Origin of the sequence: Haloferax larsenii (assembly GCF_024730625.1) — an archaeon.
Lineage (GTDB): Archaea > Halobacteriota > Halobacteria > Halobacteriales > Haloferacaceae > Haloferax > Haloferax larsenii.
In genome coordinates this window covers 2,823,162-2,837,627 of the sequence record NZ_CP078063.1, presented here as the reverse complement: position 1 = coordinate 2,837,627, position 14,466 = coordinate 2,823,162, and the positions used below count along the sequence as shown (strand labels likewise).

Below are 14,466 nucleotides of genomic sequence, written 5' to 3'. Positions count from 1 at the left end.
TGTGTGGCGAGTGCGGCCGCTCCCGGGCGGGGCGAACGTCGGTGTGTGTACGGGGCAGTATTCATTCTTATAGTGCGACCTTCTCTTCGAGCTCGGCAGCGCGGTCGCCAATCGAGGCGACGGCGCGCGTAACCAGCTCGTCAACGGTGAAGGAACCGTCCGTCTCCACGCTGAAGACGAAAGCACCCGGCACGTCGTGCACTTCGACGTCTTTGCCGGGGTACCGCTTCGTCAGGTCGTTCCCGAACTCATCGGTGACGACGAGGTCACCGTCTTCGGCGTCCTCGTCGGCTGCGTGTTCCGCCGCGGCCTCTTCGATGACGCCGCGAAGGATGTTCGGTTCCTGCTCATCGAACTCGCCAGCGTCGCCGACGACCTCCACGCGTTGGAGGTGTCGGTAGCCGACGGAGACCCCGCCCTGGTTTCGGGCGTGGTCCTTCCCGTAGCCGAGGACTGCGTCAGCCTCGAATTCGAGGCGCTGGCCTTCCTTCAGCTCGATGATTGGGACGTTTTCGTCCGCCGGGACGACCATGTCGTCCGCAGACTCGATGTCTCCGGAGTACGCGGTCGCGGGCCCGTCGACTTCGAGCGCGACGGTGACAGAGTCACCAGGCTCGAACTCGTCGAGGGGCGTGGTCAGCGGAACCAGACCGAGGCGAAGCCCGATCATCTCGTCGAACATCACCGACGTGTTCTCCACGAACCGAACGGTCTCGATGGAGAACGTCGGCACGTCGGCGATCATCGCCCGACGGATACCGTTGGCTAGCGCCGGGGTCAGACCGCGCGCGACGAAGCGGGCGCGTCGGTCTTCGCGTTCGATGAACTCGACCTCGAAGTCGTCTGCCATTGTGTGTTAGAGTCGGCTGTTTTTCGGCGCGCGAGTCCCGTCGTGCGGGATCGGCGTCACGTCCTCGATGCGACCGATTTCGAGACCGGCACGGGCGAGGGCGCGAATCGTTGCCTGTGCGCCGGGGCCGGGGCTCTTGTTTCGGTTGCCACCGGGACCACGGACGCGAACGTGCAGGCCCGAGATGCCGGCCGCCTTGATCTGGTCGGCGACGCTCTCGGCCATCTGCATGGCCGCGTACGGGGATGCCTCGTCACGGTTCTGCTTGACGACGGAGCCACCGGACGACTTGACAATCGTCTCGGCGCCCGTGATGTCAGTGACCGTGATGAGCGTGTTGTTGAACGATGCGTGTACGTGGGCGATGCCCCACTTGTCACCGGATTCTGCTTCGCTCATTCTTGGGCCTCCGCGCGCTCAGGGTGCAGTTCGTCCGAGAGCGGCGACGTCTCGTCGAAGCTCACGGCGTCTTCTTCGTCGACTTCGACCTTGCGGGACGGGACGGTGATACGAGCGCCGTCAATCGTCACGTGTCCGTGAACGATGAACTGACGGGCCTGCTGCGGGGTCTGTGCGAGACCCTTGCGGTAGGCGACCGTCTGGAAGCGGCGTTCGAGAATGTCCGTCACGTCGAGACGCAGCGTCTGGGAAATGTCGTCTTCCGCAGACAGGATGCCGTAGCGGCGCAGGCGCGTGATGAACTCGTCACCGAGCGCCTCTGCCTCTTCGACGTCACCCTGGGCCTCACCGAGGAGGCGACGTGCCTCACGGCGGATGTTACGCAGTTCGGACTGCGCACGCCAGAGCTCTTCCTTGGTCGAGAGACCGTATCGAGACAGGAGGTCGGCCTCCTGAGCGATACGCTCGCCCTGGAACGGATGGTTGGGCGTCTCGTAGAACTTAGTGTTGTTACCGGTCGTCATTCTTCAGCCTGCGCCTCCTTGATCTCCTCGACGTTGACACCGATGGTGCCTTCGGTACGTCCAGTGGACTTCGTCCGCTGGCCGCGAACCTTCTGGCCGCGCTGGTGTCGAACGCCCTTGTAGGAGCTGACCATCTTCATGCGGTTGATGTCGTGACGCCGCTTTTCTTCGAGGTCCGACCCGGTGATGTGGGCCGTCTCGCCGGAGTAGAAGTCACGCTGTCGGTTGACCATCCACTCTGGGACGTGGTCCTCGAAGTTCTGGACGACATCGACGACGGAGTCGATCTCGTCTTCGGGAAGTTTACCGAACAGTGCCGTTCGGTCAACATCCGCGGCGTCGGCGATAATGCGCGCTGTGCGCTTGCCGATACCCTTCATGTCTGTCAGGCTTCGCTCTACCGTCTTCGTCCCGTCAAGGTCGGTCTGACCAATTCGGATGAAGTAACGGAGGTCCTCACCCTCCTCCGGAGAGCTATCCTGTGGTTCTTCTGCACTCATGACTTGGAAAGTCGTGTTGTGAGCGTTGCGGCGGGGATTCGAACCCCGGGGGCTTGACGCCACTGAGTTAGCAACCCAGCGCCTTGGGCCAGGCTTGGCTACCGCAACACTGCGTTCGTGTTATTTTCGCCCATTCGGACTCGGGGCCGACGCCCCTACAGCGATTGCATGCGATACGAGACGTGGGCATTACTTAAACATCACGAAAGGGAGCTGTCGTGGGACTGCCGGAGACCGCCCCGCTCGCGCCCGTTTTGCGGTGTGCTATGATTGCTCACCAAAATCATAACACAACTGATTACGTATTCGATGCAATGAGTTCCTCAGATTCGACTGCCACGCCGACGAAGCCCATCCGCATCGAGACCGCCGACGAGTTGGACGCGCTCGTCGCCGACCACGACCGTGTGCTGCTCGACATCTACACCAAGGGGTGTACGCTCTGTCAGAGTATCGAACCGGTGCTCGGAACGGTCGCCAAAGCGACCGACGTGGTGGTCGCGATGATAAACCCGCAGACCGACATGACGATTGCTGAGCGCTACACGATTCGGAGTGTTCCGACGCTCCTGCGCTTCGACGACGGCGAGTTAGTCGGGCGACTCGACGACGGATTCCAGGGTGCGCAAGCAATCATCGACTTCGTCGAAAGCGACGCAGAATAGGAAGCGCGTGAGAAGAGAACGCCTTAGAGGTCGAGGTCGACGTTCGAGGTCGCCACGTCACCGGGTTGGCCGTCGATGGGCATCACGTGGTCGAGCAGGAAGTACACCGACTTCCGCATGGCCTCTACGGACTCGGGGCGCGTCTGCGTGACGCGCATGTCGAGCGTGCGAAGCAGAAACGCCATCAGATTCTCGGCCATCATGTCTGCGTCCATCTCGCGGTAGTTTCCAGCCTCCATCTCCCGTTCGATGAGAGTCGAGACGGTTTCTATCATGTACGACTCCATCTCACCGAACTTCTCGCGGTAGTCCTCGTTGTGGAGGGCCTGCGTTCTGAGTTCGAAGATGACTCGCTGGAAGAGATCCAGTTCGTCGAGTCCGGGTGGGGTCGAATGCTCACAGGGCTGGTCCTTCGGCGGAAGTACGTAGCCGACGAACTTCCGTATCTCTGCGTCGGGGTCGTCGGCGTCCGGGTCTATCGTGGCGATGTTGAGGTCGATAACGTAGTCGAGAAACGCCAAGAGCAGTTCGTCCTTGTTCTCGTAGTGGTAGTACAGAAGTGACGTACTCTTGTCGAACTCCGTACCGATGTTCTGTATCGAGAGGTCGGCGTAGCCGTGTTTGGCGAGCGCGTTGAGCGTGGCGTCCATAATCGCCTGCTCCGTCTCGCTTCGTCCAGTGTCGATTCGGTCTTCGTGCATAGTGTGAATCCTGTATGTTCAGTCGTCAGTCGGTTCGTCGAGGCGAGTCGTACACCAGTGACAGAAGTCGAGGTCGGCGTCGACCTCGCGGCCGCACTGCGGGCACGCCACCGATTCGGCATCGTCGTCGGTCAGCACGCCGGACGGCTCGGAGACCTGCTTCAGGCCGAGGAAAAACGCGTCGACGACGCTCATCAGGCTCACCGAGAGCACGGGAAGGATGTCGGTTAGCGGAGGGAGCGTGCCGCTTCCGTTCGCCGCGTTCGACAGGGCAGTGACCGATTCTGTCGGGACGAACAGCATCAAGACGGCAAACGACAGCGCGACCCAAAGCAGGGCACGTCGCCAACGCCGCAGATAGAGATGGCCGAGGCCAGTAATCGCGAGACCGAGTATCGCGGCGAGCCACGGGCGAACCTTCGTCAGTTCAGACATGGTTGCATTCGGTTGGTTCTGGGTCATGAGCGTTCCGTTCGTGCATCGGGGAGTGTCTGTGTGGTGGGCTGGTTAGCGTGCGATTCGTGCGTGGGGGGCAGGGCAGGGGGCAACCGACCTGTGAGACAGGGCGGCATGCGTGGGGTGTTCGCCGAGTCGGTACGACGCGGCGAACGTGGGCTGTTCGGATGGCGATTCGGTCGGTGGGCATTAGTCTGCGGTGGCCGCCGAGGCGGTCGATTCTGGACTGGTGAGTTGCTCCCAGACGACGATTGTCGGGGGAGTGACGACCAGCGCCGCGAGGTACGAGTAGAAGATACTCATCGCGGTCACGACACCGAACTGACCGAGAACGGGCGTGATAGCGATAGCCAACACACCCAGTCCGGTCGTGGTGGTGAGCATACTCCCGGTGAGTGCGCCACCAGTCCCGCTGACGGTCAGCCGAAGCGCCTCGTCGAGGTCCTGTCCGGTGTTGTACTCGTCGGCGAATCGGTGGACGACGTGGGCAGAGTAGTCGATACCCAACCCGATAGCGATAGACAGGATGGTCGCTGTCAGGGCGTTCAGCGGGATACCGAGGTACCGCATCGACCCCGCGAGGAACCCGAGTGACACCCCGATTGGGACGAGGTTGACCACACCGAGGGTCCACTGGCCTTCGAGGACTTGGTAGATGAACACGAGGAAGACTGCCGTCGCGATGAGGGCGACCGTGAGGCTCTCGATAGCGGACATGAAGATGGTGTCCGAGACAGCCTTGAACACGACCGTGTTCCCCGTCGCCGTCGCGTCCATGCGGAGTCGGTCGGCGACGACTTTCCCGTCTGCGACGATTGCCTTCTGCTCTGCGTCACCTTCGACAGTGTAGACGATGCGCGTCGCGCGGTAGTCCTCGGTGAGGTACGACGATGCCTGTCCCGAGACGGGAGAGGCCATCAGCTCGTCGTATATCGTTTCGAGATTGTCGTCTGGAACGCCGTTTCCGTCGGCGTCGTTCCGGTCGACCAGGGCCGCGAACTCAGGGTCCTGAGCCGCGTAGTCCTGAATGACCGTGACGATACTCGTCGTCTCGGCGCGGCGGTCCTCCTCGACGAAGGTCTCAGGCGGGTCCTCGCCCGCGCGATGAATCATCTCCAGCGACGAGTCTTCCCTGAGTTGCCCTTCGACGTACAGTGTGACGCTGTCACCTTGCGTACTCTCGAAGTTGTCTTCGAGGTAGTTGATGTCGCGCGTGACCGTGTACACGCCGGGCTTGAACGGTTCAGGAAGTTGCTGCAGGTAGTCTGCTTGTTCTTCGGGTGGGAGGAAGTCCTCCTGTGAGAACGACGTGTCGACGCCGGTCCCGTACGCACCGGCAGCGACAGTCGAGAGGAGCACGACAACGAGGAAGGCACGCGGTGCGGTCCGGCCGATAGTGACACCGACCGAGAGCACGCGAGCGAGGGCACCGCCCTCACTGCCGAGTGGTGTAGACCCGAACGACGGAACGCCGTACGTGGTGCGGAGTTGGTCGACGTAGAGCTTGGCCGCGGGGAGGAACACACCGAAGACGAAGAACGTAAACAGGATACCGACCGCCGCGACGAGACCGAAGTCGCGGATGGGTGCGAGGTCGCTCGTGACGTTCGCGAGGAACCCGAGCACTGTCGTCCCGGTGACGATGAAGAACGCGACTGAGAGCTGTCGGACGGTCGTCGCCATCGACGGCACCGGCTCGACGTCTTTCACCCGCTCTTCGCGGTAGCGATTCACCGCGTGGAGGCCGAAGTCGATACCGACCGCCAAGAGGAGCGGCGGCACCGCGATGAGCATCTGGCTGAACGGGATGTCTGCGAGACCCATGAACCCGAACGTCCAGATGACAGCCATCACGAGCGAGACGACGCCCAAGAGTAGGTCGATAGGGTCGCGGTAGGCGACGACGAGGAAGCCGAAGATGAGAAGCACCGCCGCCGGAACGACGAGCAACAGCGAGTCGGAGATGACGTTGCTCAGTTCGCTGGAGATGATACCGCTACCGAACACGCGGATATCGCTGTCGGCAGTCGTAGTCATCGACTGAATCTCGGTCTGAATCCCGGTCATCGGACTCGTCCCGGACGTTCCTGCACTCGACGAGATACCGGGGACCTCGTGGCTGACGACGCCGATAGTCGACGAGGCACGGACCGACTCGCGGTTGAAGTCGTCGCTCAGGAGCGACGCGACCTGCGGGTTCGCCGTCGCTTTCTTCGCTGCGGCGCGAACCTCAGACGGTGACGCCGATTCGAGCGCGTCTATCTGCTGGTCGAGCGTCTTCGCGGAGGGGTCGAGCGTCTGTGCGACCGTCGAGGCGACGCTCGACGCCGAGGTAGCACGGAGATGTGACCGGTCCATGATGCGCTCTTGTAAGCGCAACATGTCGAGCATCGCCGGCTTCGAGAGGACGTTCGAGTCCTGTTGGATGAGCTGTGTACTCCCGCTGCTGGTTTCGAACGGGGGCGAGAACTCGCGGTCGACGTCGTCGAGTGCCTCCTGTGCGGGCGAGTTGTCGGTGAACTGCGAGGTCCCGGCGTCGGTCGAGATGTTCCCGAGGCCGGCCCCGAAGATGAGCGTCGCCACGAGGAACAGGGCGACAACCCTGCCGGGGTTCGTGACGATGTACTCGCCGAGGCGGTCGACGTACACTTCGTAATCAATCATGGTGGGGGAGTGGAGGGTCGATTACCGCCGGTACCAGAGGAAGCCAACGACGCCGAGGCCGACGACGACGAGACCACCGACGAGCGGCATCGAAAGACCGCCGCCGCGCGTCGATTCAGTGACCGTCATGGCCACAGGGTACGAGTCGGAGAGTTTGCGCTCACCGTCTTCGTTTTCGTACTCGAAGTCGATGTCGAACGAGTAGGTCTTCGGGTTCGCAGACGAACTGGCGCTCAGTCCGAGCGTAATCTCCGTGGAGTCGCCGGGGCCGAGTTCTTCGATGAAGGCTGTCTCGTCCGTAAGCGACAGCGGACTGTCGGCGAACGCCTTGGCGTCGATGTTGCGGAACGTCTCGTCGCCGTTGTTGGTCACGACGAGCGTCACCGTCTCCGAGTTACCCGCTTCGAGCGAGCCGTTCTTGACGGAGACGTCGAAGAGGTCCTGCTTGGGCTTCACCTCGGCGTTCATCAAGAGCGCGTCGGAGCGCTGGGTGTCGCCGTCGACGTTGCGGTACTCGACGGTGTAACTCAGTTGACGCTGCCCGGCGTCTGCCGAGTCAGTCACTTCGATAGAGAACGAGAAGTCGCTCGACTCGCCCGCTTCGAGCGTGCCGAGGGCGTACTCGGTCTCTTTGATGTTCGTGTTCGGAGACTTCGAGGAAACGACGACGACCGCGTCACTGGCCGTCTGCGGACCGTCGTTGGTGATGGTCCCGGAGACGGTGGTTTCGCGGCCGACACGAAGGGTCGAATCGGTCGCTTCGAGCGAGAACGACTGCTCGGCCAGCGGGGTTACACCGGTCGCGAGGTTCTTCGATTTCTTCGGGATACCCTCTTCGTTCTCGTAGTTGACGACCGCCGAAAGCGAGTACTGCTGGACTGCCGCAGATGGGGCGACGCCGGTCTCGAATTCGAGGCTGCGCGTCTCGTTGACGGCCCATTCACCGGCGTACCGGCTGGCGGTGGACGCCTGCCCGAAGGTGACTTCGGCGTTCTGCGAGGTCAGCGACACAGACGAATCGAAGGCCGTCTGGCTACCGACGTTGCGCATGGTGACGGTGGTCGTTCCGCTGCCACCGACCTGCGCGGTGGTATTCACGGAGACGACTTCGAACCGAGGCGCTTCCTCGATGACGACAGTGACCGGAATCTTGGTCGTCGTCTCCTCTTCGTTCTTCACGTCGCCGTTGTCACGGACTGATTCGTCGTACTCGTACTCGGCGACCATCGTCATCTCGTAGGTCCCGGGCGTCGCGTTCTCGTTGACTGAGACGGAGAACGTCGCGTCACGCTGGGTCGCGTGCGGGATGTCGCCGACGGGGAGCGTCGCCGTGTTCACTTCGAGCGGTGCCTCACCGTCTTCGAGAGTGAGCCTGACGTTGCGCGCGGAACGAACCTTCGCTTCGAGTTTATTGCGTTGTTGGTCGCTCAGCGAGGCAGAACTCTCTGACGAGGAGAACTTTCGGTACTCGGTGTCGCCGCCATAGTTCGTGACGACGACGTCGAGTGACGTCTCCTGGCCGGGGACGAGCTTGTTACTTGGAGCGTATCCTTGGAGATTCGGTTCGCCGACGATACCGGCCATCGCTGGACTCGGAATCGCGACCAGGACGACCAGCAAGACAACGAGTGTTCGTGAAAATTTCATGGGGTGTGGGACTGAGAGGTGTGGGGAGGTTCGTAGCGTTCAACGGGAATGTATGGTGGTTGAGGGGGGATTCGGGGGGCGTTGATACACGCTCGAACTGGGTCATCGACCCAGTTGACTGAACGTACAATCAACATCGGATACTGTGGACTGGGGTCATATAAATTGAACGAAACTTCAAAAAATCTATTCAGGATTTATTCCTTCGAGGTAACGACGACACAGGTGCACACAGACTGTGGATAGCAACCTTGAGAACGCGAATTAACGAGGGTCGCGAACGCTCGTCGGTCAGGCTCCGATGTACTCTTCGTTGACGACCCAGTCGCCGTCGTCGTCGCGGACGAGGTACTCGCCGTAGTACGGCACCCTGTTAGCGACGACTGCTTCGAAGGTCGTGCGAATCTCCTCGCGGGTCATCTCGCCCATCGAGCGCAGGTCGTCGTTCCGGTTCAGACACCCCTTAAGGTATCCTTCGTGCGTGACGCGCACGCGATGGCAGTTCGCGCAGAATTCGGGATTCTCGACGGGGTCGACGATTTCGACCATCCCCTCTCCGACGTGGTACCGCCGGCGATGGTGCATGTCCCGGCGCTCAGTCTCGTCGGCGATGTCGTCGAGCCACCCGTGGACGCGCTCGATGTCGATATTCCACTCGGGTCGCCCGGTGAGTTCGGGCATGTACTGGATGAGTTGGAGTTGGAGGCCATCGTTTTCGGCGACGTACTCGACCATCTCCTCGACGTATCCGGCGGTGTGAGTGAACACGACCATGTTGAGTTTGACCGGCGTGAGCCCAGCATCGACGGCCGCTCGCACGCCGTCCATCACCTTGTCGTACGCGCCGGATTTCGTAATCTCGGCGAACGCCTCGGGGTCGAGAGCGTCCTGCGAGACGTTCACCCGAGAGAGACCGGCGTCGACGAGGTCTTCGGCGCGACCGGGGAGAAACGTCCCGTTGGTCGTCAGCGACGTCTCCATGGAGTCGGGCGTCCGGCGGAGTATCTCTTCGAGGTCGGCGCGGAGCATCGGCTCGCCGCCGGTGAACTTCACCTTCTCGACGCCGTACTCCTCGACGACTTCGAGAAACCGAACCACGTCGTCGGCACTCATCTCCGAATCCGAGGGGTCCATCGGCCCGCGCGTGTCGCCTAACCCCTCGTTGTGGCAGTAGACGCAGTCGAAGTTACACCGGTCTGTCAGTGAGACACGAACACCGGTTACCTCTCTCCCGAAGTCGTCTGCCAGGACCATGTGTCGAACACTGGGAGTGTACGTTGATAAATTCGCTGTCGGTCGTGCGCCGGATGTAATCGCTTGTAGTTACCTTCGCCAGAACTCCACGGTGTTCGCGTCCACCGCGTGCAGCCAGTGAGGGGTCGTATAGTAAACGACTCCATCGGCGACTGCAGGCGAGCATCTGGACCCAATCGCCCCTAGCCGACGTTTGGGTGCTGCATCAAGCAGTGTTCCCGTCTCTCTGTCGAGTGCGACGAGCGTCCCGTACCCTCCGTCACTGGTGTAGACGATATCGCCGACCACAACAGGGACACCCCATCCGGCAATCAAGCCCTGTTCGTCGTCAACCCAGTCGATTTTCGACGCCCCATCGCTTGCATCTCTGAATGCGCGCCACCGCTCGTCGCCGGTTTCAGCATCGATAGAAAGGAGATACCAGTCACTGGAGAGATAGAGTTCGTCACCGTCGTGAGAGATACCACGGCTGGGCCACGCCCCTCCAATCGCCCGATTCCACACCGTTTCGCCCGTCGTGGCGTCGAGCGCGTACAGCCGGTAGTCGTCCGATTCAGCATCGGTGGCGACAAAGGCGACCCCATTCCGTACCGTCACCGGTGTGTCTGCGGGTATCTCCCGTTTCCACAGCACCGACCCGTCAGTGGCATCGAGAGCGACGACTGTGCTCTGCCAAAACGAGACGAAGACCGTCCCATCTGCTGCTGTCGGACTAAACGTCTCGCCGGGAGCGTACGCCTCCGGTGTAAACCGCCACACTGAGCTTCCGTCCTCGGTATCGACTGCAAAGACTCCTGCCGAGCCAGCGGATTCACCTTCGTCGTCGCTGGTAGTAGACCCATAGGCACCGGTGTACGCCACACCATCGACGACTGCGGGGTGGCAGGTCCCTCCGAAGTCAGGACCTGTGTTTTCGAAGACCCACTGTTCGCGTCCGTCGAAATCGAGTGCCCGGAGGCCACGGAACGTTTGGAGATAGAGCGCATCCTCCGTCGCCGTGAGCGAATCACCGTACCGACGGTTTTGTTCGGGCGTGTAGCGCTCTATCGACCGGGACCAGTGCTTCTCGCCGGTACTGGCGTCGTAGGCGCTGAGAAACGTCTCAGCTACCTCGCCGCTTAGCCCCCCGACCATCGTCCCGAGATACACCGTGTCACCGACGACCACCGGGGACGTCTTGTTCCAGTCGCCGGGGAAAGCCGCTTTCCACCGTCGGTCGAGCGGTGGTTTCGGACCAGATACGTCTTCGGGCGCACCCGTGCGGGCAGCGTCGTAACCGCGGGTCGGCCACGACCCAGTGATTGTCGTGAACCGATTCGTTTCCGAACAGCCGGCTATCCCGGCGAGTGAGACCGCACCAACCGTGGTGAGGAATTTCCGCCGAGAACTATCGGGGCCAGAACCGTCAGCGTTCGAGGAGGGCATTAATGTTATTATTTCAACACTATCTCAAATTCTTTCTCCTTCGGAAGCGGTGACAGCAGCAGGGAATCACGGGCACTCTCCGACACCGGCTTACAAAACCCTTATCGGCCACACCGCCGGATGAACGGGCATGGACGAAGCCGACGTACGCGACCTCCTGCGTGCGGTCGAGGACCCTGACCTCGGAGACGACATCGTCTCGCTCGGACTGGTGAACGCCGTCGAAGTCGATGGCGACACCGCCCGCATCTCGCTCGCGCTCGGGGCACCGTACTCCCCGTCGGAGACGAAAATCGGTCGTCGCATCCGCGAAGTGCTTTCGGACGAAGGGTTGGAGGCCGACCTCACCGCCAAGATTCCGACCGACCGCGACCCCGACGAGGAAGTCCTTCCGGGCGTCAAGAACATCATCGCCGTCGCGTCCGGAAAGGGCGGCGTCGGCAAATCGACCGTCGCGGTCAACCTCGCGGCCGGACTGTCGAAACTCGGCGCGCGCGTCGGTCTGTTCGACGCCGACATCTACGGCCCGAACGTCCCGCGGATGGTCGCCGCCGAGGAAGCCCCGCAGGCGACGCAAGACCAGACTATCGTCCCGCCGGAACGCTACGGGATGAAGCTCATGTCGATGGCGTTCCTCGTCGGCGAGGACGACCCCGTCATCTGGCGCGGTCCGATGGTCCACCAACTCCTCACGCAACTCGTCGAGGACGTAGAGTGGGGCAGTCTCGACTACCTCGTGCTCGACCTTCCGCCGGGAACGGGCGACACGCAACTGACGATTCTCCAGACGCTCCCGCTTACCGGTGCAGTCGTCGTCACGACCCCGCAGGACGTCGCGCTCGACGACGCGAACAAAGGACTTCGAATGTTCGGCAAGCACGACACGAACGTCCTCGGCATCGTCGAGAACATGAGCACGTTCCGCTGTCCGGACTGTGGCAACAGCCACGACATCTTCGGCGCGGGCGGCGGCCGCGACTTCGCCGCTTCGAACGACCTGCCGTTCCTCGGTGCGCTCCCGCTCGACCCCGCGGTTCGTGAGGGCGGCGACGGCGGCCGACCAATCGTCCTCGAAGACGAGAACGAGACGGCCGACGCCTTCCGCGTGATGACCGAGAACGTCGCCGACATGGTCGGCGTGGTACAGCGCCGTCCGATTAGCAAGCAATGAGTGAGGAAACACCTGCAGAAAATGGGACGGACGCAGGCGACGAGACGCCCGCAGACGACGTGGACTGGGAGATGGCCCCCGACTCGGACGCCGAGTTCCCGAACGACCCCGAGAAGGTCGAGTTCATCCGCGAAATCGCCGAGGACATCTACGGCGAGTCCTCCGAGAGCCGACAGGTGTCGGCCATCCTCTACCGCGTGAGCGACCTCTACGACCCCGAAGGCGATACGTCGCCCGAAGAAATCTACCTCAACGTCCGCCACATCATGGATATCAAGGCGCAGGGCGGACTCGACCGCTAAGTCGCGGTCGCAGCCAACCCCCCTATCACTGGCTGATTTTTGAGACCCCATACCCCGCGTTGTTCGGCTTTTACTTTCACCCGCGGGAGGGAGATGATTCGTACGAATACGTCACCACCAAGGACGCAAGGTGTCGTGTCGTGTGTTTTTACTTTCACTCTGCACCCGTGGGTCTTACTCTATGACGTTCTCTGTCGGCGCGTTAGAGACAGTATCAGAGGAGGAAACACAGCGTTGAACACGTTCTGACTCGACCGCGCCGGTTTTGGTTCCGGAGGCGCAAGCACGCGTGTGGACGCCAATCAACGCCAGTTTCGGAACCCCTTCTCGATGGACGCCGAGTGCACCAACTGCGATGCGCTCTGTGAGGTGCGCGAGCAGGTCGTCCACGGCTACGGCGACGTAGGCGCGGAATTTCTGTTCGTCGGCGAGTCGCCGAGTGCGGGGGCAGAACGAACCGGCGTCCCCTTCACCGGCGACGACGCGGGGCAGCGAGTCCAGCGTATCCTCGGAGAACTGGGCTTTTCCCGGTCCGACCCGGACGCGGACGAACCGGACCTCCAGAACGTCTATCTCACCTACTTGACCCGGTGTCGGCACCCCGAGCGTGGGCCGACCGAGAACGAAATCACGACCTGCGAGCCGTTTTTGAACGCCGAGATTCGGATGATAAATCCGCACATCATCGTCCCCGTGGGACAGGCCGCACTGGAGGCGCTCGCGTTCGATTACACGACTCGCTCGCGGGACAGTTTCGATATCGACGCGGAACACGCCACCACGATTCGCGGCCGCGGGTTCGAACTCGTTCCGATGAAAGCCCCCACCCGGCAAACCGACGCGGACACCGAAGCGTTCGTCACGCACGTCATCGAGGAAGTGTTCGACCGCGACTACCGACAGACGAAGGGACGCCGGAGTCGCTGACTCGGCAACCGCAAGCGGCGGGTTGAAGGGTTCGCCGGGCAGAGAGACGTACATGACCGTCATCGCCGTACTCGCGGAGCCACCGCGGCCGGGATTGGTGCTGTCTGACCTCGCAGCGACGAGTCCGCTCTCAGAAGCGGCGGCCGCGGACCTGTACGCCGCGATGCTCAAGGACATCTGCGTCGCCGTCGAGCGCTCGGGTGGCGACCTCCTCGTGAACTACCTCCCCGACGACGAACTCCCCGAAGAGCTCGTGGGCGACACCAGCGCGGAGGCCGAGATTCGCGCCCTCGTTGCCGACGCCCTCGGCGGAACCGAAGACGTGCGATTCGAACCGCAGGTCGGGTCGACGTTCGCGGCCCGCGCCGGCAACACCGTCACGCACCTACTCGAAGAGGAGGCGGTCCACTCCGCCGCCGTGGTTCGCCCCGTCGTCCCGCAACTCGGCCGCACCCACATCGACAGCGCGGCGATGAAACTCCGCAGCACGCCGGTCGTCCTCGGTCCATCGACCGAAGGCCGGGTTCACTTCGCGGGCTTCCGCGACCCTATCGACTTCACCGACGCCTACGACACCCCGGAAGTTCAGACGCTCGCCGAGCGCGCCGACGAGGCGGACTTGGGTCTCGACTACATCCCAATGCTTCCGGTCGTCGAGACCGGAGCGGACCTCGCGACGTTGGTTCCGATGCTCCGCTCACGCGTCGCCTCGGAGCGTGTCGTTCCCGAGCACACGACGACATTCGTTTTCGAACGTGGACTCCGCGTCGAGGAGACGGATGGCGTTCTCGAACTCGTCGTCGACTGACCGAGAGCGACAACTCTTAGGTACCCCGTCTGAAAGTATCGGGCGAAGGTGGGATGGCGGAGTGGCCTAACGCGCCTGCCTTGAAAGCAGGTTTCCTCACGGAATCCTGGGTTCAAATCCCAGTCCCACCGCATTCTCAGAGAACCGAGACGCGCAGTTTCATCTGCGCGTCT

Annotated in this window: 15 protein-coding genes and 2 tRNA genes; 6 read left to right on the top strand and 11 right to left on the bottom strand. The window is 62.2% G+C overall.

The window, feature by feature from the left end; genetic code table 11:
- Window positions 1-67: 67 nt before the first annotated feature.
- The 5 genes from KU306_RS14720 to KU306_RS14700 form a co-directional block, all read right to left on the bottom strand.
- Window positions 68-850, bottom strand: coding sequence for a DNA-directed RNA polymerase subunit D (locus tag KU306_RS14720; RefSeq protein WP_007543529.1), 783 nt, complete (start codon window positions 848-850; stop codon window positions 68-70).
- A 6-nt stretch (window positions 851-856) separates the two neighbouring features.
- Window positions 857-1,249 (bottom strand): 30S ribosomal protein S11, encoded by a 393-nt coding sequence (locus KU306_RS14715; protein ID WP_007543530.1) that lies wholly within the window; start codon window positions 1,247-1,249, stop codon window positions 857-859.
- Window positions 1,246-1,773 (bottom strand): 30S ribosomal protein S4, encoded by a 528-nt coding sequence (locus KU306_RS14710; RefSeq protein ID WP_007543533.1) that lies wholly within the window; start codon window positions 1,771-1,773, stop codon window positions 1,246-1,248. Before KU306_RS14710 ends, KU306_RS14715 begins: the two co-directional genes overlap by 4 nt.
- Window positions 1,770-2,273: a 30S ribosomal protein S13 gene (locus tag KU306_RS14705; RefSeq protein ID WP_007543534.1), complete on the bottom strand. Its 504-nt coding sequence runs from the start codon at window positions 2,271-2,273 to the stop codon at window positions 1,770-1,772. The genes KU306_RS14710 and KU306_RS14705 overlap by 4 nt, the downstream gene beginning before the upstream one ends.
- A gap of 23 nt (window positions 2,274-2,296) precedes the next feature.
- Window positions 2,297-2,381, bottom strand: a tRNA-Ser gene (locus tag KU306_RS14700).
- Between the two features lie 206 nt (window positions 2,382-2,587).
- Here KU306_RS14700 and KU306_RS14695 point away from each other — a divergent pair.
- Entirely contained in the window at window positions 2,588-2,938 is a 351-nt protein-coding gene (locus KU306_RS14695) for a thioredoxin family protein (protein WP_258302370.1), read from the top strand.
- 23 nt (window positions 2,939-2,961) lie between these two features.
- Here the strand turns inward: KU306_RS14695 and KU306_RS14690 are convergent, their stop codons facing one another.
- The 6 genes from KU306_RS14690 to KU306_RS14665 all read right to left on the bottom strand — a co-directional run bounded on the left by KU306_RS14690 (window position 2,962) and on the right by KU306_RS14665 (window position 11,085).
- Entirely contained in the window at window positions 2,962-3,639 is a 678-nt protein-coding gene (locus KU306_RS14690; RefSeq protein WP_258302369.1) for a TetR/AcrR family transcriptional regulator, read from the bottom strand.
- 18 nt (window positions 3,640-3,657) lie between these two features.
- A complete protein-coding gene (locus tag KU306_RS14685) occupies window positions 3,658-4,074 on the bottom strand; it encodes a zinc ribbon domain-containing protein (protein ID WP_007543540.1) in 417 nt (138 codons plus the stop codon).
- A gap of 210 nt (window positions 4,075-4,284) precedes the next feature.
- On the bottom strand, window positions 4,285-6,759 hold the full coding sequence (locus KU306_RS14680) for an efflux RND transporter permease subunit (RefSeq protein ID WP_258302368.1): 2,475 nt from the start codon (window positions 6,757-6,759) through the stop codon (window positions 4,285-4,287).
- A gap of 21 nt (window positions 6,760-6,780) precedes the next feature.
- A complete protein-coding gene (locus tag KU306_RS14675) occupies window positions 6,781-8,406 on the bottom strand; it encodes a COG1361 S-layer family protein (protein WP_007543543.1) in 1,626 nt (541 codons plus the stop codon).
- A 291-nt stretch (window positions 8,407-8,697) separates the two neighbouring features.
- Window positions 8,698-9,660, bottom strand: a complete 963-nt coding sequence (moaA, locus tag KU306_RS14670) for a GTP 3',8-cyclase MoaA (RefSeq protein ID WP_007543545.1) — start codon at window positions 9,658-9,660, stop codon at window positions 8,698-8,700.
- Between the two features lie 69 nt (window positions 9,661-9,729).
- The gene (locus KU306_RS14665) at window positions 9,730-11,085 is read right to left on the bottom strand and encodes a PQQ-binding-like beta-propeller repeat protein (RefSeq protein ID WP_258302367.1); all 1,356 of its coding nucleotides are present in this window, start codon (window positions 11,083-11,085) and stop codon (window positions 9,730-9,732) included.
- Window positions 11,086-11,215: 130 nt separating this feature from the next.
- Here KU306_RS14665 and KU306_RS14660 point away from each other — a divergent pair, with 130 nt between their 5' ends.
- From KU306_RS14660 to KU306_RS14640, 5 genes are all read left to right on the top strand, one after another.
- On the top strand, window positions 11,216-12,256 hold the full coding sequence (locus KU306_RS14660) for an Mrp/NBP35 family ATP-binding protein (protein ID WP_007543549.1): 1,041 nt from the start codon (window positions 11,216-11,218) through the stop codon (window positions 12,254-12,256).
- Window positions 12,253-12,558 carry a DUF7976 family protein gene (locus KU306_RS14655; RefSeq protein ID WP_007543551.1) on the top strand — a complete coding sequence of 102 codons (306 nt, stop codon included), beginning with the start codon at window positions 12,253-12,255 and terminating at the stop codon, window positions 12,556-12,558. The genes KU306_RS14660 and KU306_RS14655 overlap by 4 nt, the downstream gene beginning before the upstream one ends.
- Window positions 12,559-12,849: 291 nt before the next feature.
- A complete protein-coding gene (locus tag KU306_RS14650; RefSeq protein ID WP_007543553.1) occupies window positions 12,850-13,485 on the top strand; it encodes a uracil-DNA glycosylase in 636 nt (211 codons plus the stop codon).
- A 52-nt stretch (window positions 13,486-13,537) separates the two neighbouring features.
- Complete coding sequence (locus tag KU306_RS14645) at window positions 13,538-14,293, top strand: glycosyltransferase family protein (protein WP_258302366.1); 756 nt, start codon at window positions 13,538-13,540, stop codon at window positions 14,291-14,293.
- A gap of 47 nt (window positions 14,294-14,340) precedes the next feature.
- Window positions 14,341-14,424: transfer RNA gene (locus KU306_RS14640), tRNA-Ser, on the top strand.
- The last annotated feature ends 42 nt before the right edge of the window (window positions 14,425-14,466 follow it).